The sequence below is a fragment of the Bradyrhizobium sp. RDI18 genome (assembly GCF_043203335.1).
Taxonomy (GTDB): Bacteria; Pseudomonadota; Alphaproteobacteria; order Rhizobiales; family Xanthobacteraceae; genus Bradyrhizobium; species Bradyrhizobium retamae.
Genome location: NZ_JBICRN010000008.1, coordinates 744,570 through 767,093, shown reverse-complemented (window position 1 = coordinate 767,093; position 22,524 = coordinate 744,570). Strand labels below are relative to the sequence as shown.

The following is a 22,524-nucleotide window of genomic DNA, read 5'->3' as shown; positions in this document are numbered from 1 at the left end:
AACTGCCGCTTTTTTAGGCATCCCGAAGCGTGACCTTGCCGGCCATCTTGCCCCGAATCCTAGCTGTAAGGATTAAAGCCAATGGCAAAGATCGTTCGGGCTAAAGGTAGCGCCATAAGGACTCCCTTGCTCATGAGCTGCGGGAACCAACCCGCCCATCCGCTTCCCCTAGCGCGGGGGCGCCATCATCGGCAACCCGGGTTCCGGGAATCGTACCCCATAACTCGTAGGTTTTGGTCTGAGCGGAACGGCTAGTGGTCGCCGAACGCAAGCTCATGCGCGCAATGACCTGAGCCGGCTCAGTCCTTAGCAGCCGCGACTTCAGAGGGCGCAGGCATGGCCAGACGCAATCGAGACGCCACAATCAACTGGAGGGCACCGGTCACAACAATCGGCATCGCGACGCCAGCTGACGGAGGGCCGGTTCGTGACGTCATGAAAATGGTTTGGACCAAGAAGGGCATCAGCCCAGTTTTCGATGGTGAGCAAATCAAATGGGAGGGCGAGAACGAACGGCTAACGTTATGGTTCGAACGCTTTGTTCGTCGCGCCATTAGTGCTCGGTCACAACCAGAAGTTATTCGCTTCGAGATCGACGGCATGGTGGTCGACCATGTGACCGATTTTCTGGTTGAACGACCCAAAGGTTCGGTCCGCCTTGGTGTGAAAGGCGTGACCGCTTTCGCGCACGCCACCTGGCTTTCAGACAAGCTCGACGCGATCACCCGCGCCTACGCGCAAAAGGGACTGTTATTTGAGTCCGTCACCGGTATGGACCTGTATCGACAGCCTCTTGCCGACGCGGTCGACGCGATCTGGCGTGCAAGACGAGTCCGGGTGGAAGCCGAAGCGCGCGATCAGGTCCTCTCCGCACTGGCTTGCGGTCCTCTACCTATAGCAGATGTTATCGCAATTCTCGGGCCTGGCGATCCTCGGCGCGCTCTCGCTCTCCACGCTGAAGGAGCGATCACGATTGATCTGGTCGCTGGCCCAATCGGCGACTACTCGTCCGTCCGTCTCGGCAGTATTGATCTCGGTTCGTACACAGGCCCGCATGCCATGATCAATTCATCACAACCCAAGACGAATGATCCCACCCTGCCCGGCCTTTACGAAGAATGGCCCGGAGATCCTGGCACAAAGCCGGACGACAGTCCCCCTTTCCCGATGCGGGTCGGAGAACGGTTTCGATTCGCTGGCGGCGTCTTCGTCTATAAGAGACGTACTACAACGGGCGTGTTTTATTTTGAACCTGAGGACGGCGCTACGCCGCTATCGCGTTCGGCTTGGCGCTTGCGGATAGAATTCGCAGAGCGAATTCTTGTGCGCCTCGAGCGTGGAAAGCGTGCGCACCCATCGCGCGCGCATGAAGCAGCAGCGGCGGGGATGATTAGCAATGGACATCTTAGGACGCCCAAGCCGCAAGCCTGGGATAACCGGATCTTTATTCCCCTAATCAGACAGGAGTATCGGCGACGCCGGGCGGAAGGGCTGCCTCGCCTGCCAAAAAGCGGCCCCCGTGAGGAAGGTGGACGCTCTGAACCATACCGTCCGCCGAGAAATCTCGCTGAACTGATTGCAAATCTTGCGGAGGACAAGGGTCTTCCCGTTGGCGAGCAGCCGAGCTGGAAGACGGTCGCGAAAACCTTGAAAGAATTCGACCATCTGGAAGTGATTCCGGCAGACCAATTAGTAGATGGTCGAACGATTGCCTACCACCCCAGGCGCACGAAAGGAGTTGTAGAACGGACTGCATTGGACGTCATTGAAAGCGAATTCGCCACCAGAACGTTTGAGAGCGTGTCAGGCACCGTCGACAGGGTAAACCAACGATTAGCTGCTGAAAATAAGCTGCAATCCCCCGAGGACCAACTGCCCAAGATCGGCCGCGAAGCAGTTGAAAACTTGATCTCGACACTTCCTGGCATGGACCTGTGCGAAGCGAAATTCGACCGCAAACGCGCTCGCCAAGAGTACCAGATTGTAGGCAAGCTCCCGAAGCCGAAAGAACCCATGACGATCGTCGAGTTCGATTGGCACATGATCGACCTTGAGACCAGGTATCCGGCCCAAGCAAAATTCCTAGGTGAGCTGGCGGGCATCGCCATGCCTCGCCTATGGCTGATCGCTGGCATAGATTTCACGACAGCGTGGCCCGTTGGTTATACCTGGTCTGTTGGGGGACCGAGCGAGGCAGACATTATGCGCGCCTTCGCCCACATCTGCAGGTACAAACCAAGCTATAGCCACCTTGGGGCACAAGAGTGGCTGGCGGGCGGTTTCATGAAGCTGCTGAAGCTTGACCATGGCAAGGCAAATCTTGCCCATGACGTCCTAAGAGCCGCAGGCAAATTCGGAATTGAAATTGTTCTTGATGAAAAGGGAAGAGGGGACAAGCGCCCCAACATTGAGCGGTTCTTCGGCTTCGTCGAGACGGATTTCTTTTCAAAATTACCTGGTGCAGTCGGCCGCAGTGTCCTCGTTCGTCCGGAGCGGCGCGCGAGTCCAGGCGAAATGCTGGCTGTCGACGAGCTCGATCGGCGATTCATTCGCTGGGTCTGCAATCGGTACGCAAACCACACCGCCCGGACACGCACGCATTCGCCTCGCACGGCATGGTTGAACTATCAGAAGGCGAACCCCGGCTGGTCACCCGATACTGCGAGTTCAGAGGAAGAGCTCGATCGAGAACTTCGCGTAAGCATCACAAAGAGCGCAACCAGGGAAGGCTTGGTGTGGCTTGATCTTCCGTACAACGGCATAGCCGTCCAAAAAATCAGATCCGATCATCACTCGCATTCAAAGGGGAATCCCAAAGCGGAAATGCGGATTCACCCCGACCACGTTACTGACGTGATTATTCACGATCCGCATCCAACAACTGGAGGATGGCGAAAGCCCCCAGAGATAGAGTGTCTCTACAGGGACTACGCTCCTGGCAAATCAATGGATGTCCACGAAATCATTCATAACGCCGCAACAAAAGCGAAGAAGGAGCGTCAGAAGATTGATGAACAGCTACTTCTAGACACCTACGAAGCAGTTACTCGCCGCGGAGTCGAAAAGGTCATGAAGCGCCGAGCACCTGCAAGAACCATCGGCCACGTAGCTCGACTTGGCCAATTGATGACGTCCGGCGGTGCCACACCATTTCCATTGCAGGACCAACCGGAGCCTCCCCCAACACCGAACTCCGCGGCCCGAGCTCCTGGCAGAGAACGACACCACAGCCGATCCGGCTGCCGCTCGCGCGCGGCTGATGGCCGCCGGGCTAGAGACGATTCCGTCTTCAACTCCGAGCCATTCTAGCGATTTCGGCCCAACCAACGATTCCAGCGTTAGTGACGATGAGTACTGATATGGTTGAACCAGAGACCAACTCGATTGAAGCGCAGCTGCGCGAAGCAATAAAGCGAATCCATATCGATCTGCCAGACCAATGCGCCGCGGTCAAACGAGCTCACGCTCTCGTCTATCGAAGTCCGCTAAAGCCGGCTGAGCTTCTCGTTATGGAATCTGACCCAATGTTAGGCAAGACTAGAGTGTTGGATCTCATCAGTGGAGATATTCGGAGCGCTTATGCGCCGCGAATTGAAGGATGGACATGTCGCGCGGAGTGCGAGTCCGTAACTGATGGAAGCACACTGGGATTACTATTGTGCCGCGCGTTGGACGCTCCCGCCATCGGACTCGGCAACATGCCTAGGCTGGGCCAATACATCTGCACGCGGATAGACAAGCACAAGCGCAAACCCGTGCTGCTTGCGCTCGACAATGCGCATTTACTTAACGAGGAGGCTCTCGAAATCTTGGCGGCAATTATTGCGTCGGGTGTCGTGCCGCTAATTTTGTCAGGCCGGAACGGCACTTCGACCGTAGCAAGACGGCTCATAGATATGGTCGGGCAGGTCATGGAAATCGTGAAGCTCTCTCCCCTCCCTTACGCGCGTGGAGCCGACCTAGGCCAAATCCGCGATTTCTTGCTGATTATCCAGGGAGATCTATCTCCAATCCTAAATCAACTCGGCATCAGCATGACACTCGCAACAGATGATTGGGCCAAGAGGGTTTGGGGAGGCACTTGGGGATCTCATGGTAAGATTATCGCGTTGGTCCGGGAGACGCTCATCACGATTGTTAGATCGCACACTCAACAGCGACGAAATTCTAGATACACCATCAAATGCGAAGATTTTGCCGAGGCTTGGCGGCTGCAATTTGCGCAGGAGTCGCCGCTCAAATTCAATCCGTTCAAGCGGGCTGATGCACCCACTCTGGGGGAGATAGAAGACGCGCGAAAGGAACTGGAGGAAAACAGGAAAAGGAAGAAGCTTCGGTTGCCGAAATCCCCGAAGGGGAAAGGCGCTTTGATCTGGCGCTAGAAACATGGTCAGCTTTGTTCGCCTCGCTACGACGTTCCCTGCCGCCCCTGGCGAATGTTTGCTGAGTTGGCTGTCCCGGCTATGCGCGGCAAACGACATCTCCACTTCGGAGTTTAGTGCGCAGATCATAGGGCGAGATTCGCGAGAGTTTGCCGCACTCGCCACCCGCGACGAACATGCTCTCGCGTTGGGACGCGTGACCGGGCGCGGAGCCGCGACCATCCGTGCAATGATGCACTCCGGCATCGATCCTGTGGTAACCACGTTCTTCGATCAGACAATTCCGTGGTCTGCACTCGAGCGTAGTAAGCGCCGGATTGCTCCTGGTCGACTAACAAAGGGCCAAGCGCCCTTCTTGCGCGCGTTGTGGTCAATACGGGTGATCAGTTGTGACCCCACGTCCGGAGAGCGTTTGATCGACCGCTGTACCTGTGGCCAACCATTGTGGTGGCGGAGCATGTACCGCTTGTTGGAATGCGATGCCTGTGGGCGAGACCTAAGATCAATCCCAGCAGCCCTTGGCACGGACGAGGAAATTGAAGTGAGCCGTTTTTGGGCGTCGATGTATTCCTTCAAACCCTGGAAGCGCATGGAAGCCCGCTTGATGCTCGATCCGGAAGTCCGAAACTATGATGTCGCAAAATTGCTAAAATTCGCAGAGTTTCTGGGTGAGCTTGACGAGTCGGCGCGTCGCCCGAGGATAGGTGGCGGCACGCTGGTTCTCAAACGATTAGCGCAAACTATGGATCATCTACCCGAGAGCCAGCGTCGACCCGTTGAACGCGCGATATTGGACCTTCCGTCTCCTAAGTAGGCCGCAGCTTGGGAATACTTTATATGTGGAAAGAAAAGCGCGTACGCGAAGCTAGTGGTGTTGCGCCTAAGCACAGCGATGGAGCGGTTTGGAACGTGGACGTGGTCCGGAAGCCCAATGGCTTGTTTGAGTGCGGCGTTGCCGATGCAAGCAGCGGAACGGCCCTCGCGCTTCGTTCTCTGAAATCGGTGACAAGTGGAAACTAGGAACCGGGTGCAGCCCATTGATAACCGCTCGGCGGCCTTTAACGCGACGGCCGCGCCTTGAGGCGACATCAGCGGCCAGCGAGCTGATATGCGGTGCCGGTGCCGGGAATTCGGCTCGGGTAGATATCGCGGATGTTCGGAGATAGACTCCGATGGAACCAAAATGATTGCCGGGCGACTCCGATGGAACCAAATTGGACTCGAATGGAGGCCGAAAATGCCCGTCGAAAAATCATGTTTTTCGAGAGTGTAGACTCAAATCTAACCGGAACCGACACCTCGCCCTTTCACCGTAGTCGCAAACTCTCGCTCGATCGGGTTGTGGAAAGTCCTGCGGTGGCTGCGGACACCCCGCCTCTTTTATTGGCGCTGGCGCCGAACTCTGATTTCCAAGCACGAAAATTGCATGGAATTGCCCTGCCTGCATAGCGAGCAACATCATGAACCTGATCAATCTGGACATCCGCATGCTGCGCTCGCTGATGTCGGTCGTCGAAACCGGCAGCATCACCGAGACCGCGCGGCGGCTCGGCCGCACCCAGCCCGCAATCACCCTTCAACTGCAGCGGCTGGAGGAACTCACTGGAAAAGCGATCTTCATCCACGAGGGCCGCCGGCTGTTTCTGACGGCGGAAGGTGAGACAGTCCTGAGTTACGCGCGATCGATCGTCGGATTTCACGACGAAATGTTGTCGCAACTCGCTTCTCCGGACATCGAAGGCCACGTCGTGCTCGGCACCCCCGATCTCTATGCCGCCTTCATGCTCCCCTCGATCCTGAGGATTTTCCGCAAAGCCTTTCCGCGCGTTCAGCTCGAGCTGAACTGCTCCCTCTCGACACCTCTTGTCGGATGCGTGAAGCGCGGCGAGGTCGATATCGCGCTGGTGACGCGCATGAATGACTTCACCGGCGGACAAGTGGTGCGGCAGGAGCAATTGATCTGGATGACCGGGGAGCAATCCACGGCGCATAACGAAAAGCCGATCCCCCTGGCGCTGCTGCCGCCGGGCAATATCTTTCGCGATCATGCGATCGAGCGGCTGGAAGCCTCAAGGCTCCGATGGCGCATTGCCTGCGTCAGTCCGAGCGTCGGTGGTTTGCAGGCCGCCGCTTTCGCCGGCATGGCGGTCACCGTCCTCGGTCGCTCCGCGCTGGTGCGCAACATGCGGGAGATCGGTGACAACGAGGGGCTGCCGCCGCTGCCGAAGGTCGATCTTCTGCTGTATAAATCGCCGACCGCGACATCAAAGGCCGCGAGCGCCCTGCACGACTATCTCGCGCACTATCTCAATCTCGACGACGAACTCCTGCTGGGCAAGGAGCTACCTTTGTCCACCGTTGACAGCGACGAACCCTGGTCAGGACATGCGGGGGCGAAACCGGCTCCAGGGTCGCGCGCACTCGAACGCGGCAGCGATACGCACAATCAAGCCCTCGTCGAGCCACGGCGCAATAATCTGAAGCCCGATCGGAAGCCCATCGGCGTCGAAGCCACAGGGAATCGTGGCAGCCGGCAACCCGGTCAGATTTATCGGCCAAGAGAACGGCGACCAACCTAGATGGCGGTCGACGGTGACACCGTCGATTTCGTCGACGCCCAGGGCGCCCGCAGGAAACGCCGTCACCGCAACCGTTGGGGTGACGATCGCATCGACCTTCCCGAATATTTCCAGGAACGACATGCGCAGGCTGTTTCGACGATAGCCGGCCCCGACATAGTCAATGCCGCTATAGGAAGCGCCCCTCGCCACCACATCGCGGTAGTCGCTGTCGGAGGCCGTTAGCGCATCGGCACCGCGGGCCGACACGGCCGCCGCCTGTTCGGTATAAGCAATCGGTTTCAAGATCCGCTCGAGCATATCCGCTTCGAATTGAACGCAATCGGGAAGGATGTCGGCGCCAAGTGAGCCGAGCGTCTCAACCGCCGAGCAAAATGCCCCGCGAATTTCCGGCGCCACCGCCGCATAGCCGAAGTCAACGCTGCTTCCAATCCTGATCCCGTCGAGCTTCACCGGTGTCGCGTCAAAGCTCCGCGCCGGCACCGGCAGACTGGCGGCATCGCGCAGATCGTGGATCGCAACCGCTTCCAGAAGAAGCGCGGCGTCGGCAACCGTGCGCGCGATTGGGCCGGTGTGCGCCAGCGACGCCCACGACGGCGGCGAAAAGCCGGGCGATCTCGGGACCAATCCGAAGGTCGGCTTGATACCGACCACGCCGCAGAACGCGGACGGGACGCGGATCGAGCCGACGCCATCTGTGCCGATCGCAAGCGGGCCACATCCGGCGGCGACCGAAGCCGCGGCGCCGCCGCTCGATCCGCCGCTGGTCCGATCGCGGTTCCAGGGGTTGCGGGTGATGCCGGACACCGGGCTATCGGCGGTCAGCTTGTAACCGGACTCGCAGGTGGTGGTCTTGCAGGTGATGATCGCACCCGCCGATTTGAGTGCCGAAACGGCGGCCGCATCGACGCCCGGCACAAAATCCTTGTTGGCGGGAGCGCCGCCCAGCGCCGGCACGCCGGCGACATAGACGAGGTCCTTGATGCTGACAGGCACTCCGGTCAATTTGCCCTGCGGTCGTCCGGAGGACCAGGCCGCCGTGGCGCGATCAGCGGCGGCTCGCGCCTGTTCGTATGCTGGGGTCACGACCACATTGCAGGCGGCATTGGTCACTTCCAGCGCCGATATCACGTCCTCGATGACCTCGCGCGGCGTGAACCGTCTCGTGCGATAACCCTCGAGCAATTCAACGGCCGAAAGCCTCGCCAATTCATTCGCCTCAACGACACCGTCGGCGCCGACGCTCCCTATTTTCACCGTGCGCCTCACAATGTTTGAAGGGCAGACATTACGGCCTTTTTCGCCATGACGGTCACGAGATGGGCGCGGTACTCCGCATCCGCGTGGATATCGGAACTAAGGTTTTCAGAATCCACCTTAATTGCCGCGATCGCGTCAAGCGTGAAGGCGCGCTCCAGCGCGGCTTCCATCGCAGCGACGCGAAACACGCCGTGTCCGGCCCCGGTTACCGCGACCCGAACCTTCCCGGCTTTCTTCGCCACACATACACCGACCACCGCATAACGTGACGCCGGCGATTTGAACTTGCCATAGCCACCGGCGGACGGCACGGGGAAGCGCAAGGCGGTGATGATCTCCCCGGTTCAAGTGCCGTTTCGAAAAGTCCCCGAAAAAACGCGCCTGCGGCGATCTCCCGGCGGTCGGTCACAACCGTCGCATCGAGCGCGAGCACGGCGGCCGGATAGTCGGCAGAGGGATCGTTATTGGCGACCGAACCACCGATCGTGCCGCGGTTGCGAACCGCGGGATCGCCAATGCCGGCTGCAAGGCTGGCAAGCAGCGGTACCTTGCTGCGAACCAACTCCGACTCCGCGACATCGACATGGCGGGTCATCGCACCGAGCGTCAGGATATCGCCCTGAACCGAAATCCCGTGTAGCTGAGGGATATTCGACAGGTCGATCAGCGCGGCCGGCGCCGCAAGCCGTTGCTTGATGGTCGGCAGCAACGTCATCCCGCCGGCAAGCGGCATGCTGTCGGCAACGCCGCCAAGCAACGCCGACATTTCGTGGAGGCTGGTCGGCCTGTGAAATGCAAATGACCTCATCTTCGCCTCCCCCTACTCTGCGGCGCGCGGCATCGTGGCGTTCTGAATGACGCGCCAGATCCGGTTCGGTGTCGCCGGCATGTCGACGTGAAGAACGCCGAGATGCGATAGCGCGTCGACGACGGAGTTGATGACGGCCGCGGGCGATCCGATTGTACCGACCTCGCCACACCCCTTCACACCGATCGGCGTGTGTGTGCAAAGCGTGGAATGGGTCTTGATCGTCATATTCGGCAGGTGATCGGCGCGCGGCATTGTGTAATCCATGAACGAGCCTGACAGCAGCTGCCCCGAGCCGTCGTCATAGACGGCGTTTTCATACAGCGCCTGGCCTACGCCCTGGACGATGCCGCCGTGCAACTGTCCTTCGACAATCATCGGGTTAATGACAGTGCCGACGTCGTCAACTGCGGTGTATTTTTCCAGCGTCACAATCCCCGTCTCGGGATCGATTTCAACTTCGGCGATGTGACAGCCGCCCGGATAGGTGAAATTGACCGGATCGTAATAGGCCTGCTCCTCCAGCCCGGGCTCGAGGATTTCGAGCGGATAGTCGTGAGGCACGTAGGCGGCGCCCGCAATTTCCTGGAACGTCTTGCGGCGGTCAGTACCCGCAACCGAAAATGCCCCGGCCTCGAACTGAATGTCGTGCTCGCTCGCCTCGAGTAGGTGTGCCGCGATCTTCTTGCCCTTCAAAATTACCTTGTCACTCGCCTTCGAGAGCGCGGCGCCGCCGACGACCAGCGATCGCGAGCCATAGGTGCCCATGCCGAACTGCACGCGATCTGTATCGCCGAACACGATGTCGACGTTTTCGAAGGCGACGCCGAGCTTCTCCGACACGATCTGCGCGAAGGTGGTCTCGTGCCCCTGCCCGTGATTGTGCGTACCGATCAGCACCGTCACTTGCCCGGTCGGATGCACCCGAACGGTAGCGCTTTCGTAGAGGCCACCGCGGGCGCCAAGGCGTCCGGCAAAGCGCGACGGTGCGAGACCACAGGCTTCGACATAGGTCGAATATCCGAGGCCGCGGAACTTGCCGTTGCGCTCCGACGCCGCTTTGCGTTCCGCAAAACCTGCAACATCCGCTGCCGCCAGCGCGCCTTCGAGGCATCCCATCGGATCGCCGGAATCATATTCGACCAGCACCGGCGTCTGATACGGATAGGATTCCTTGGCAATGATATTGCGACGGCGCAATTCGACCCGATCGATGCCCATTTCCTTGGCCGCGACATCCACCAAGCGTTCGACCACGAACGTCGCTTCCGGCCGCCCGGCGCCGCGATAGGCATCGACCGGCACCGTGTTGGTGAAGATCACCTTCACGTTGCAGTAGATCGCGGGCGTCGTGTAGACGCCGCTCAACAATGGTCCGTATAGATTGGTCGGGATGTTGGGGCCGAAGGTGGAGAGATAGCCACCCATGTTGGCCGATGTGACGACCTTCAGCGCGAGGAACTTTCCGTTCTGGTCCAGCGCCAGTTCGGCCTCGGTGACGTGATCTCGACCGTGGCGGTCCGAGACGAAACCCTCGGAACGATCCGCGACCCATTTGACGGGGCGACCGACCCGCTTCGCCGCCCACGTGATCACGGCTTCCTCGCCATAGTGGAATTGCTTGACGCCGAATCCCCCACCGACATCGGGCGCCACCACACGCATTTTCTGCTCGGGAATCTTGAGCACCAGGGCGCTCATGAGGAACCTCACCACATGCGGAAACTGGCTGGTCGTCCACAAAGTATATTGGCCGGTCCCGCCATTGTACTCGGCGACCGCTGCGCGCGGCTCCATCGGGTTGCCGATCAGCCGATTATTGACGAGGCTGAGACGCGCAACATGCGCCGCCTTCTTGAATGCCGTCGCGACGGCGGCCTTGTCGCCGAGCTCCCAGTCACAGCAGAGATTGTTGGGCACGTCGTCGAACAGTTGTGGCGCGCCCGGACGCACGGCTTCGAGCACGCCGACGACGGATGGTAACACCTCATAATCAATTGCCACCGCTTCTGCCGCCGCCCGCGCCTGCTCCACCGTGTCGGCAACCACAAAGGCGACCATGTCGCCGACGAAGCGCACCTTGCCCTGCGCCAGCATCGGGAACGGCGGCTCCTTCATCGGCAGGCCATCCGAGCCATGAATGCCCCAGCCGCAAGGCAGCGAACCAAGCCCGTCGGCCGCGACATCGTCACCGGTCAGCACGGCCTGGACGCCCGGCAGCGCCAGTGCGGGCGCCTTGTCGATGCCACGGATCGCCGCATGACCATGAGGCGAACGGATGAACACGCCGAATGTCATGTCGGCCCGCTTGATGTCGGCGACATAGTTGCCGCGGCCGGTCAGAAAGCGGAAGTCTTCCTTGCGGCGCGGTGCGGCGCCAATCCCGATCACGTTCGACATAGCTATTCTCCGATGCCGGGCGCACGCATGGCGGCCGCACCGGCGAGCACCGACGCCACGATGTTCTGATAGCCGGTGCAACGACAGATATTGCCCTCGAGGCCGTGGCGAACCTCGGCCTCCGTGGGCGTTGGATTTTTCGTCGCCAGCGCCACCGCTGTCATCACCATGCCTGGGGTGCAGAAGCCGCATTGCAGGCCGTGATTCTGATGAAACGCTTGCTGCATCGGATGCAGCGCGTTCGAACCGCCCGGGCCCGACAGGCCTTCGATCGTCGTCAACATGCCCCCGTCGAGCATCGGCGCGAGCAAGGTGCAGCTCTTTACCGCCTCGCCGTTGAAGAGCACGATGCAGGCCCCGCACTGGCCGGTATCGCAGCCGACATGGGTCCCCGTCAGATTAAGGTTCTCGCGCAAGAGATCGGCGACCAGCGTCGATGGCTCGATGTCAACCGTCCGCGACCGGCCGTTGAGCGTGAAACTGACTATCATGGGTGACCTCCGTCATAGGCGACCATCAAGCGAGAACACGGGCGCGGCCGGCCGACCAGGTGGCCAGCAGCACGTCACCCACATTGAAGGGATCGCGGAAAAAGGTTCGTTCCGAAACGTAGGCGACGAAATCCTCGTCAGGCACCGTGTCGAGCATCACCTTGACGAACGAGCCCTGATATTCGATTGCGGTCACCCGGCTCGGCAGCGCCGTCGTGCCATCGTCGGGGCTACCGGCATCGGCGCGCACCAGTTCGATATCGTCGCGCCGCACCGCCAGATCGATGCGATCGCCCACAGCTACCCCTGCCTCGGCCCCCAGCCGGACCTGGATTCCACTGCGGTTGGGCTGAGAGAGTACGACAAACCTGTCGCCGACCTTCTCGACCTTGCCCGAAAGCACATTCTGCCCGCCCAAGAACTCAGCAACGTAGCGGTCGCGCGGATAGGCATAGACGTCGCGCGCCGGCCCTGATTGCTTGATCTTGCCTTTTTCCATCACCACGACGATATCGGCGAGCGCAATTGCCTCGAGCTGGGTGTGGGTGACGTGAATGAAGGTGATCCCGAGCTCGCGCTGCATTCGCCGCAACTCCTGACGCATCTGCACCCGAAGCTGCTCGTCCAAGGCGGATAGCGGCTCGTCGAGCAACAGCACCCGCGGCTCGGTGATCGCCGCCCGCGCCAGCGCCACGCGCTGCTGCTGGCCGCCCGACAGATTGGCCGGAAGGCGATCCGCCAGCTCAGTCAGGCGCACCTTTTCCATCATCAGGTCGGCTGCCTTGTAGCGCTCCGCCTTCGACTGACCGCGCACCCGCAGCGCAAATGCGATGTTGTCCCGAACGGTGAGATGCGGAAACAGCGCGTAGGACTGGAACATCATCGCGGTACGCCGCTCGACTGGCGCCATTCCTGCGACATTCTCGCCACCGATCACGATCTCGCCGGCGGTCGGCTCCTCGTGGCCGGCAATCATCCGCAGGATCGTCGTCTTGCCGCAGCCGGAGGGCCCGAGGAAACAGCAATAGGCGCCGTCGGGAATCTTCAGATTGACGCCGTCAACCACATTGGTGACTCCATCATAGTTCTTGCAGAGACCTGCCAGTTCGATATCGCCGGAGCCTGCGCGCATTCCAGACCTCAATGACCGCTCGCGCGCATGCCGCGACGCTTGTTGATGACAATGATGGCGCTGATGCAGGCACCGATGATGATGAAGGACACGATCGTGGTGACAGTGCCCAGCGCATAGAGCGACGGCGAAGTGACGTTCAGCGTCATGCTCCATATCTCCAGCGGCAAGGTATTGAGCGAGCCCGCAGTCTGCAGCGTGCGGGCGAATTCATCATAGGAGAGCGTGAAACCGAACAGCGCGACCGCGACAAGGCCCGGCGCCAGCACAGGGATAACCACCAGCCTGATGGTTTGCCAGCGAGTGGCCCCGAGATCCCGCGCCGCTTCCTCCCACGCGCTGTTGAAGCGGGACATTACGGCGAACATCACGAGCACGCCAAACGGCAGCGTCCAGGACAATTGTGCGCCGAGCGCCGACGTGTACCAACTCGGGCTGATGCCGATCCACTGGAACAAGAGGCCAATGCCGAGGCCGAGCACCAGCCCGGGCGCGACAAGGCTACCGATCATCAGGTAGAACACGACCGTGTCACCATAAAAGCGGCGGCGAAACGCCAGCCCCGCGATCAGCGAAACGACGAGCGTGATCACGGTGACCAGCGCCGCGAGCTTGATCGAGCGGTCGAACGATCCCTTGACGTCGCCGGTGCGCGCCTGCGTGACCAGGTCGACGAACCAGTGCAGCGAGCGGCCCTTCATCGGAAAAACCAGCCCGCCGCGGATATCCTGAAACGACAGGATGTAGATGCAAATCATCGGCCCGTAGAGGGCGGCGACGTAGAGCGTGAAGACGGTGGCGAGCGCGTAGAAGGTCCAGGGACGGCGGTCGCCACGCGCGACCACGGAAATGCGCCGGGTTCTGATCATGGGCACATCGGCCTCGCCAAGAGCGACCGTCATTGCGTAATCTCCCGGCGAATGTCGACGACGCGCAGGATCAAGGCGATCATGGCAATGAGAACGAGAGTAAGCAGCACCGCGCTGGCCGCCGCGATCGGATATTGCAGCACGCCAACGTTTTCGTAGAACGCACTGACCACCGAGGCCGAACCACCGCCGGACATCACCTTGACCACGAAGAAGTCGCCCATCACGATCGAGATCACGAACGTCGATCCGAGCGCGATGCCGCTCTTCGACATCGGAATGATGATGTAACGCATCACGTCGAGCCGGCTGGCGCCGGCATCGAGCGCCGCCTCGACCACCCGCTTATCGATGCGCGCCAGCGAATTGAAGATCGGCACCACCATGAAAATCGTCAGTTGGTGCACATAGGCGATGACGACTGCGAGCCCTGAATAGAGCAGTACTTCAAGGGGCTCCCGGATGACGCCGATGCCGAGCAGTGTCGAGTTGACCAGCCCTTCCTTTCCCAGCAGCGGAATCCAGGAAATCATCCTGATAATGTTCGACGTCCAGAACGGGATCGTGCAGATCAGGAACAGGCCAATCGCGAGCAACTGGTTCTTGACGTGAAAGACGAGAAAGTATGCGACCAGGAACCCGATGATCAGCGTGAAAAGCCAGGTCAGGATCGCAAATTTGAGCGTCGTCACATAAAGAAGGAAGGTCTGCGCCGATGTGAGCAGATCGACATAGTTCGCCAGTGTAAATGTCGGCAGTAACCCACCGAAGCCATCGGTCTCGAAGAAGCTCGCGACCAGCACGACAAGCGTCGGCAGCAGGAAAAACGGGACCAGCACCAGCATCAGCGGCGTCACGTATAGCCATGCACTCAAATTTGGTCGCCGCATTACCTGGCCTGACTGGATTTCATTCTGGATCTCCGGAGCGGCATTTTCCGTTCCGCCGACGTTCTCCGGCGCCGGCAGGCCAGTTCGCCTCAAGCGATCTTGAAATCGTTCCAGCGCTTGTTCATGTAGGCCGCTTCATCCATCAGCGTGTTCCAGCACGAGATGTTTTTTACCCGGTCGAGGAACGAACCGCCGTCCCGCTTGGTGCCGGCCTTCTCCATCGGCACGCCATAGGGATCGTTGATGACCGATGGCGCAGGCTTGCCGTCGTACCAGAAGTCCCACTCCGCCGCGGTCAGAAACTTCTTGGCCGTCGACGGCACCGGGCTGTAATACCCGTAACGGCCGACGAAGCCGCCCTGCCAGCCCGACAGATACCAGTTGAGATATTCGTAGGCTGCGTCGAGCTTCTTGCCGGACAGGTGCTTCATCAGGCCCATGCCGTTGCACCAGCCGCGATAGCCTTCCTTGCCGTTCTTGACGTTGACCGGCGCGTAGACGCAGGGGATCTCCTTGACGCGGACCGCGGCGACCGCCGGCGACCACATCGACTGGATCACGACCTCCCCTGCTGCCATTAACTGCACGGACTGATCGAAGGTGGTCCAGGTCGCGCGGAACTGACCCGCCTTTTTCAGTTCAATCAGCTTGTCGCAGGTGAAATCGATCTCCTGCTTGGTCATGTTGCCCTTGTTGCCATACTTGATCAGGCCGGCACTTTCGAAGCAGAGCGCGGCGTCCATGATGCCGATCGCCGGCACATCGAGGATCGCCGCCTTGCCCTTGAATTTCGGGTCGATCAGATCCTTCCACTCGGTCACCTCGTGACCCACGAGATCAGGACGATAGCCGATCGAGTCCGCGTTATAGACCTGCGGCAGGAAGGTCGCCCATTCAGTAACGCCGTCATGCAGCTCGGTTGCGTTAGGCTTTGCGATATACATCGCCTCATAGGGAGAAATGCCCTGCCGCGGAATCTTGTGGCCGTCGATTTCGCCCTTGGTGAAGATCGGCAGGATGTTATCGAACTCCTTGATCTTCTTGACTTCGATGCCCTGGATCACGCCGCGCTTGGCGGCGAGCTTGGCCTGCCATCCCTCGAGGTCGGCAATATCGACCGAGTCGGGCTGGCTGATGAAGCGGTTGATCGCAGCCGACGTGTCGAGGTTCTGCATCGTGACCTTGAAGCCGAGGTCTTTTGCAGCCTGGTCCCCGATCGCCTTGACTACCGAATAGGAGACGCCGACGTGCCGGAGTTCGATGTCCTTGATCTCCTGCGCCCAGATAGTCGGAAATCCGCTGATAACTTCGGACCCGATCGCTGCGCCGGCTACAGCCGCACCGGCCTTGAGAACGGCGCGTCTTGAAACGCCTTTCTTCTTCGCCGGAGGCTCGGGCAAAGTGCCTTTCGCATCACCATTGTCATCATTGAACATCGTTCTCTCCGTCCGCGGATTGATGGACCAGCCTGCTAACCCAACCGGCTCGTTCGTTTCGCGACCGTGTTGATGATGAAGCGTAGCGACGGAGAAATCGGGTTGTAAAATCGGAAGTTAAAATTCCACGTATAAGGGCGACTAATGGAGATCGCGGCCTGCTTAATGTGGCAGCATGCCGATCCACAATTTGGCCTTTACTTTGGGCGAACGACCGGCGGCAAGCTCCCGTCCTGACTGCCGCGCAGCCGCAACTTTTCGAAGATCTGGAGGTGTTCGCAGTCGCTCGTTCTTCTTTCGATTGCGGGGATTGGCAGCGGCAATATACTAGTGATCGTCGCTGAGCGACTTGAACAACAACGAACGTTTGGTTTCCGCAGGAGTGACGTGCGTGACTGATATGTCGGCGATGAAGGACGGTTTGCTCGATCCCCGGTTGAACTGGGCCACGCTTTCCCAAGCAGAGCGCGATGCTGCTTATGACAACAACGCTGCGGTAAAGAACAGCGCCGCACTGATCGCCGAGAGAAACCAGTTGTCCGAAGCGCGGCGTGCCAGCCTCAAGTCTTTTCTTGATGTACCCTACGGCGACCGCGAAAGGACGAAGATCGATCTCTATCCGGCCGCCGACAAGACAGCACCCTGCTTGGTGTTCCTGCACGGCGGCTATTGGCAGCGCAATTCACGCGAAGTGTTCGCCATGTTGGTCGACGGCGTCGCGGCCCATGGCTGGTCGGTTGCCATTCCCGGATATTCGCTGGCGCCCGACGTTTCGTTGACGGACATCGTAGCGGAGATATCCCAGTCGCTCGATTGGTTGGCCAAAAACGGAGAGGGGCACGACATCTCCGGGCCCGTCGTGCTTTCGGGCTGGTCGGCTGGCGCCCACCTCGTTGCAATGGCACTTGATCACCCGCGCGTCGCCGCAGGACTGGCGATTTCCGGCGTGTACGATCTTGGGCCCATCCGCGATACTGGCCTTAACAATGCGCTGAAGCTAACCAGTGCGGAAGTCGCGGCATTGTCGCCGCTTCGCCTGCCCGCCGTCCACAAGCGCCTCGACATCGCCTATGGCACAGCCGAACTACCGGCGCTGGTTTTCGATTCAATCAAGCTTCATGAAATGCGCATCGCCGCTGGCGGGTCCGGCAAGCTCTTCCCGATCGAAGGCGCGGACCATTTCAGCATCCTCGCAGAACTGCGACGCCCGGACGGCGCGCTTGTCGATATCGCCCGCAAGCTCGTCCTATAGCCCTTGCCTAGACTATTGGCGTCTTGATCGCGCCTGCGTCCATCCAGACCTGGTCGTCCCTGATCTGGACCGGGTGTAGCCGCAACGGCCGGCTCGGCCAGCCGTAGGAAATCCGGCCATTACGGAGATCGAACGAAGCAGCGTGACGGGGACAGAACAGGCGTCCTCCTGACAGGTGTCCGAGACTGAGGTCGGCCTGTTCGTGCGGACACATCCGTTCGCAGGCTACCGCGCGTCCTTCGCTCCATATCAGGATCAAATCGACGCCGGTCACGCGGACACAGACAATCGTTTGTGAAATCAGCCGGCTGAGCCCGCAGATCGGCATCCATTGCTCGTCGCCTGACAACGCCGCCGTTTCGGGCCGCTCATCCGCCAAGATAGGCCTTTCGCACGTGCTCGTTCTCGATCATCTCCGCGCCAGGCCCGGATAGGACGATACGGCCGCCTTCCAGCAGATAGGCGTGGTCGCACATCTCGAGCGCCGCAAACGCGTTCTGCTCCACCAGCAGGACCGTCGTTCCGGCATCGCGGATGCCGCGGATGATCGCAAAAGTCCGCTCGACGATGTTGGGCGCAAGCCCGAGGGAAGGCTCGTCGAACATGATCAGGCGTGGGCGTGACATCAGCGCCCGGCCGATCGCCAGCATCTGTTGTTCGCCGCCCGACAAGGTGCCGGCGGCCTGCCGCTTGCGGTCGGCCAGGCGCGGAAATTCGGCATAGATCCGATCGCGATCGGCCGCGATCTCGGCAGAGCTGGTGCGCAGATAGGCTCCCATGTCGAGATTTTCCTCGACCGTCATATGCGGAAATACCCGCCTCCCCTCCGGACAATGCGCAATTCCGCTGGCCACCACGCGCGGCGGCTTGGCGCCTGCAATGTCCTTGCCTTCGAACAGCATCGATCCGGAACGCGGCGCAACGAGCCCGGAGATCGCGCGCAGCGTGGTGCTCTTGCCGGCGCCGTTGGCACCGATCAAGGCGACGAGCTGCCCGGCCTTAACCTCCAGCGAAATGCCGCGAAGAGCGGTTACACCGCCATAGCCACACACCATGTCGCGGATCTCAAGCACGTGTCGCTCCCTGCCCGAGATAGGCCTCGATGACGGCCGGATCGTTCCGGATCACGTTCGGCGTCCCCTCCGCAATGATCCGGCCGTAGTTCAGCACCACTATCTTATCCGAGACGCTCATCACCATCGGCATGTCGTGCTCGACGAGCAAGATGGTGACGCCGCGATCCCTGATGTTGCGGACCAACTGCACGAAGGTGTGGGTTTCCGAAGCGTTCATGCCGGAGACCGGCTCGTCGAGCAGCAGCATCGACGGTTCGGCGGCCAGCGCCAGCGCCACGCCAACCAGCCGCTGCTCGCCATAGGACAGCGAGCCCGCAAGATCGTGGGCGCGACGTTCGAGGCCAACCCATTCGACAAGCTCGCCGGCGCGTTCGCGCAGCTTGCGCTGCGACGACCGGGCGCGCGGCAGGCCCAGAATGGCCTCGAGCAGGCTGACCCTACCCTGGCGATGCAGGCCGACCAGTAGATTGTCGTAAACGGTGTCGTTCGGAAACACGCTGGTGCGCTGGAAGGTGCGGATCAAGCCGAGATCGGCGATCTGATGCGGCTTCAACCCGTTGAGTGCCGTCCCGCGATAGCTCACGGCGCCGTGGGTTGGATCCAGGAAACCGGTGACGACGTTGAAAGCCGTCGTCTTGCCGGCGCCGTTAGGCCCGATCAGGCTGACGATCTCGCCCTCGCCGACCGTAAAGTTCATGTCCGAGAGTGCGACGAGCCCGCCGAAGTGTACGGCAACCTTTTCTATCTTCAATGCGGTCGCAGGAGCCGTCATCACGCATGCTCCTTGACGCCGCGGTCGGGAAAGGCGACCGGAACGGCCTTTTCGGCCCGGCTTGGCCGTTTCGCAAATCGCAGCGCCAGCGACGGCACGATGCCGCGTGGCAATACGAACAGGATGGCGATCAGCACGCCGCCATACGCGATCCATTGCGCCTCCGGCGCCATGATCGGCCGCAGAATTACGGGCAGCAGTCCAAAGATCATGCCGCCCACCACGGGACCGGCGAGCGACCCCTTGCCGCCGGTGATGACCATGATCACCATCGTCACCGTGTTGATGAAGGCGAACACCTCGGGATCGATGATCCGGATGTAGTGTGCGTAGAGACTGCCGGCTGCACCTGCGATCCCGGCCGAGATCACCGCTGCTAGGGTGAGGGTCTTTGTCACGTCGATGCCGACTGACACTGCCAGGGTTTCGTTTTCCATCAGCCCGCGCATGGCGCGGCCGAAATGCGAATGGACCAGGCGCCAGATCATCACATAGGTGACAACCGCAACGACAAGCACGAGGTAATAGTTCTGAAGCTTAGTACGGAGGGTCAGATCTCCGAGACCCGGCAATCCGATCGTAATCGAGGGAATGTTGGTTAGCGCCAGCGGACCCTGCGTCAACTCGACCCAGTTCAGCGCTACCAGCCGGACCACTTCGGCGAAGGAAATCGTCACGATTACGAAATAGGCGCCCCGGACCCGAAACGAGAGCAGCCCCACGAGATATCCGCATAATCCAGCAACGACGATGGCCAACACGAAGCCCGCAATCGGCGGCGATGGGGCGTGAACAATGCGGAAGCCGAACGGCAAGCCGACATCAAAGCCAAGCGACGTCAATGCGCTGACATAGGCGCCAATGCCGAAGAACGCGATGTGACCGAGGCTGAGCTGACCGGTGAACCCGAGCAGCAGATTGAGGCTCATCGCACCGATGATGAAGATGCCGGTCGTGATCAGCGCGTTCATGAGATACGGATCGCGTAACCAGAGCGGCACCGATGCGAGCGCGACGACTGTGAGAATGGCGATCCCTGACTTCATCCGACCCGCTCCGAGCGCGCGAAAAGTCCGGTCGGCTTGAAGATCAGAACTGCGATAATGATCAAAAAGCCCATGGCGTCGCGGTAGCCCGACGAAACGTAGGCGCCGAGTTCTTCAGCGAGCGCCAGGATGAAACCGCCAATAACCGCACCGGTGATGTTGCCGAGCCCGCCGAGGATCACGATCGCGAACGCCTTGACGGCGGCGAGGTCGCCCATTTGCGGGAAGATCACGTAGACTGGACCCAGCAGCGCGCCGGCCGCGGCGGCAAGGCTAGAACCAATCGCGAAGGTGGAGGTGTAGATCAGGTCGACATTGACGCCCATCAGCGAGGCGGTGTCCTGATCCTGAAACGTCGCCCGCATCGCACAGCCGAGCTTTGTCCTGTTGATCAGGAGATAGGTGACGACGATCAGCATTGCCGCCGCTGCAAGCACGAACAGCCGCAGCCAGGATACCGAGACCGGTCCCAGCACCAGCGGCGCCTCGGGAAACGGCGTCGTCACCGATTTCGCGACGCCGCCCCAAATCCACAGCGCTCCGGACTGCATCGCGATCCAGGCGCCGATCATGACAAGCATGGTCGTGTCGATGTCGGAGCCGCGCAGCGGCCGCAGCAAGGTCAGCTCGATCGCCGCGCCAAGAAGCCAGCCGGCCATGACGGCGAGCGGCAGCGCCAGGAAGAAGTTAACTCCGAGCTGATGCACCACGATGAACATGATGTAGGCGCCGAACGTGTACAGCACCCCATGCGTGAAGTTCACGACGTTCATGATGCCGAAGATCAAGGTCAGCCCGATGCCCAGCAGGGCATAGGTGCCGCCGAGCACCAGCATGTTGATCAGATGTTGCAGAAACTCGCTCAAGGTGGCTCCCCAAATGTCCTGTGCCGTCGAGGGCCGTCGCCTGCCGCGGCCCTCGCCGTCAGTAACGTGACGTCAGAGCGTCTTCATGCCGATCTTGCCGTCGGTGATTTCGATCAGATAAACGTTGGGCTGGCTCTGACCGCTTTCCTTGCCTTCGGGACCGGACTTGCGGAACACGATGTCGCCGTTGAGGCCCTTCACCTTGATGTCCCAAAGTGCCGCCTTGATCGCCGCAGGCTCCGCTTTGCCTGCTTTTTCGATCGCCGCCGCCGCGGTGCGGATACCATCATAGCCACGGAAGCTTTCGGTGCAGCCGGCGAAGTCGTAGCCGCGCTTCTTCCATTCGGCGATGAAATAGCTGGTCGCCTCCGGGTTCGGCGTCTTCTCGGGGAACCAGGGCAGGAAGGTCGTCAGATGCATGGTGCCGTTGGCGGCGGCACCCGCCTGCGCGATGATCTGATCCGGATTCTGCGAACCGCCGGTGGTGATGATGCGCTTCTTGAGGCCGAGTGCTGCGGCCTGTTTGAAGATCAATGTGAGCTGGTCCACCGCTGTGGTCACGATGATGGTCTCGGAATCGGTGCCCTTCAGCTTGGAAAGCTGCGCGCTCATGTCCTGGGCGCCCTGATCCATGGTCTCGACGGCCCCGACCGTGATCCCCTTTTCCTTCATCATCTTGCTGAAGTCTTCAGCGGTGCCGCGACCCCAGTCATTGTTGATGACGAGGAAATCGACCTTCTTCAGTTCGAGTTTGTCGACGATCCCTTTGAACGCCGCAGCCTCAATCGCTGACGGCGGCGAGATACGGAAGATATATGGATTGCCGGTCGTGGTGATCTTGCCCGACGAGGACGTCTCGACCACCATCGGCGTTTCGTATTCCATCAGCTTGGGCATCACGGCAAGCGTCAGGCTCGAGCCCCACGCTCCCATCAGCACCGGCACCTTGTCGCTCGTGATCAGCTTTTCGGCGACGGCGGCTGCTTCGGTCGGATTGCTCTTGTTGTCCTCGATCACGAGCTGGAGCTTCTTGCCGAGAATGCCGCCCTTTGCGTTGATCTCATCGGCCGCGATCTTGGCGCCGTTCACGACGTAGGTACCGGACGCGGCGAACGCACCCGTTAGAGGTTCATTGACACCGATTTTGATGGTCTGAGCCTCCGCGGCACCACCCAGCAAGCCGACCGCCAGCGCAATCGCCGGAATAGTTCTGAAAGTCCGTGTCATATGGTTCTCCAATCTCACGCTGTTCATCTATCCGCAGT

17 protein-coding genes and 3 pseudogenes are annotated in these 22,524 nt (G+C 60.4%); 6 read left to right on the top strand and 14 right to left on the bottom strand.

Annotated features, from left to right (window positions below; all coding sequences use genetic code 11):
• Positions 1-336 precede the first annotated feature (336 nt).
• The 5 genes and pseudogenes from ACFXS9_RS12435 to ACFXS9_RS12415 form a co-directional block, all read left to right on the top strand.
• A complete protein-coding gene (locus tag ACFXS9_RS12435) occupies positions 337-3,309 on the top strand; it encodes a hypothetical protein (protein WP_392689179.1) in 2,973 nt (990 codons plus the stop codon).
• A gap of 50 nt (positions 3,310-3,359) precedes the next feature.
• A complete protein-coding gene (locus ACFXS9_RS12430) occupies positions 3,360-4,382 on the top strand; it encodes an AAA family ATPase (RefSeq protein WP_392689176.1) in 1,023 nt (340 codons plus the stop codon).
• A 4-nt stretch (positions 4,383-4,386) separates the two neighbouring features.
• A pseudogene (locus ACFXS9_RS12425) lies at positions 4,387-4,755 on the top strand (TniQ family protein); the annotation flags it as partial.
• Positions 4,756-4,839: 84 nt separating this feature from the next.
• Positions 4,840-5,196, top strand: coding sequence for a hypothetical protein (locus ACFXS9_RS12420; protein WP_392700328.1), 357 nt, complete (start codon positions 4,840-4,842; stop codon positions 5,194-5,196).
• Between the two features lie 646 nt (positions 5,197-5,842).
• Positions 5,843-6,673 (top strand): annotated as a pseudogene (locus tag ACFXS9_RS12415) (LysR substrate-binding domain-containing protein); the annotation flags it as partial.
• A gap of 87 nt (positions 6,674-6,760) precedes the next feature.
• On the opposite strand, the gene ACFXS9_RS12410 reads toward ACFXS9_RS12415, so the two are convergent.
• From ACFXS9_RS12410 to ACFXS9_RS12375, 8 genes and pseudogenes are all read right to left on the bottom strand, one after another.
• Positions 6,761-8,218 carry an amidase gene (locus ACFXS9_RS12410; RefSeq protein WP_392689173.1) on the bottom strand — a complete coding sequence of 486 codons (1,458 nt, stop codon included), beginning with the start codon at positions 8,216-8,218 and terminating at the stop codon, positions 6,761-6,763.
• Between the two features lie 8 nt (positions 8,219-8,226).
• Positions 8,227-9,029 (bottom strand): annotated as a pseudogene (locus ACFXS9_RS12405) (FAD binding domain-containing protein).
• Between the two features lie 12 nt (positions 9,030-9,041).
• Positions 9,042-11,429 (bottom strand): xanthine dehydrogenase family protein molybdopterin-binding subunit, encoded by a 2,388-nt coding sequence (locus tag ACFXS9_RS12400; protein WP_392689170.1) that lies wholly within the window; start codon positions 11,427-11,429, stop codon positions 9,042-9,044.
• Positions 11,430-11,431: 2 nt separating this feature from the next.
• On the bottom strand, positions 11,432-11,920 hold the full coding sequence (locus ACFXS9_RS12395; protein WP_392689167.1) for a (2Fe-2S)-binding protein: 489 nt from the start codon (positions 11,918-11,920) through the stop codon (positions 11,432-11,434).
• 25 nt (positions 11,921-11,945) lie between these two features.
• Positions 11,946-13,052, bottom strand: a complete 1,107-nt coding sequence (locus tag ACFXS9_RS12390; protein ID WP_392689165.1) for an ABC transporter ATP-binding protein — start codon at positions 13,050-13,052, stop codon at positions 11,946-11,948.
• Positions 13,053-13,060: 8 nt separating this feature from the next.
• Positions 13,061-13,921 carry an ABC transporter permease gene (locus ACFXS9_RS12385; RefSeq protein ID WP_392699752.1) on the bottom strand — a complete coding sequence of 287 codons (861 nt, stop codon included), beginning with the start codon at positions 13,919-13,921 and terminating at the stop codon, positions 13,061-13,063.
• 29 nt (positions 13,922-13,950) lie between these two features.
• Complete coding sequence (locus ACFXS9_RS12380) at positions 13,951-14,811, bottom strand: ABC transporter permease (protein ID WP_392689162.1); 861 nt, start codon at positions 14,809-14,811, stop codon at positions 13,951-13,953.
• Positions 14,812-14,900: 89 nt separating this feature from the next.
• Positions 14,901-16,247, bottom strand: coding sequence for a PotD/PotF family extracellular solute-binding protein (locus tag ACFXS9_RS12375; protein ID WP_392689159.1), 1,347 nt, complete (start codon positions 16,245-16,247; stop codon positions 14,901-14,903).
• Positions 16,248-16,656: 409 nt separating this feature from the next.
• Between ACFXS9_RS12375 and ACFXS9_RS12370 the strand changes: the two genes are divergently transcribed.
• Positions 16,657-17,499: an alpha/beta hydrolase gene (locus ACFXS9_RS12370; protein WP_392699750.1), complete on the top strand. Its 843-nt coding sequence runs from the start codon at positions 16,657-16,659 to the stop codon at positions 17,497-17,499.
• A 7-nt stretch (positions 17,500-17,506) separates the two neighbouring features.
• Here the strand turns inward: ACFXS9_RS12370 and ACFXS9_RS12365 are convergent, their stop codons facing one another.
• The 6 genes from ACFXS9_RS12365 to ACFXS9_RS12340 all read right to left on the bottom strand — a co-directional run bounded on the left by ACFXS9_RS12365 (position 17,507) and on the right by ACFXS9_RS12340 (position 22,486).
• Positions 17,507-17,878, bottom strand: a complete 372-nt coding sequence (locus ACFXS9_RS12365) for a Rieske (2Fe-2S) protein (protein ID WP_392689156.1) — start codon at positions 17,876-17,878, stop codon at positions 17,507-17,509.
• Complete coding sequence (locus ACFXS9_RS12360; RefSeq protein WP_392689153.1) at positions 17,868-18,572, bottom strand: ABC transporter ATP-binding protein; 705 nt, start codon at positions 18,570-18,572, stop codon at positions 17,868-17,870. The genes ACFXS9_RS12365 and ACFXS9_RS12360 overlap by 11 nt, the downstream gene beginning before the upstream one ends.
• Positions 18,565-19,347 (bottom strand): ABC transporter ATP-binding protein, encoded by a 783-nt coding sequence (locus ACFXS9_RS12355; RefSeq protein WP_392689150.1) that lies wholly within the window; start codon positions 19,345-19,347, stop codon positions 18,565-18,567. Before ACFXS9_RS12355 ends, ACFXS9_RS12360 begins: the two co-directional genes overlap by 8 nt.
• Positions 19,347-20,393: a branched-chain amino acid ABC transporter permease gene (locus tag ACFXS9_RS12350; protein ID WP_392689147.1), complete on the bottom strand. Its 1,047-nt coding sequence runs from the start codon at positions 20,391-20,393 to the stop codon at positions 19,347-19,349. Before ACFXS9_RS12350 ends, ACFXS9_RS12355 begins: the two co-directional genes overlap by 1 nt.
• Complete coding sequence (locus ACFXS9_RS12345; RefSeq protein ID WP_392689144.1) at positions 20,390-21,259, bottom strand: branched-chain amino acid ABC transporter permease; 870 nt, start codon at positions 21,257-21,259, stop codon at positions 20,390-20,392. Before ACFXS9_RS12345 ends, ACFXS9_RS12350 begins: the two co-directional genes overlap by 4 nt.
• A gap of 72 nt (positions 21,260-21,331) precedes the next feature.
• A complete protein-coding gene (locus tag ACFXS9_RS12340; RefSeq protein ID WP_392689141.1) occupies positions 21,332-22,486 on the bottom strand; it encodes an ABC transporter substrate-binding protein in 1,155 nt (384 codons plus the stop codon).
• Between the last annotated feature and the right edge of the window lie 38 nt (positions 22,487-22,524).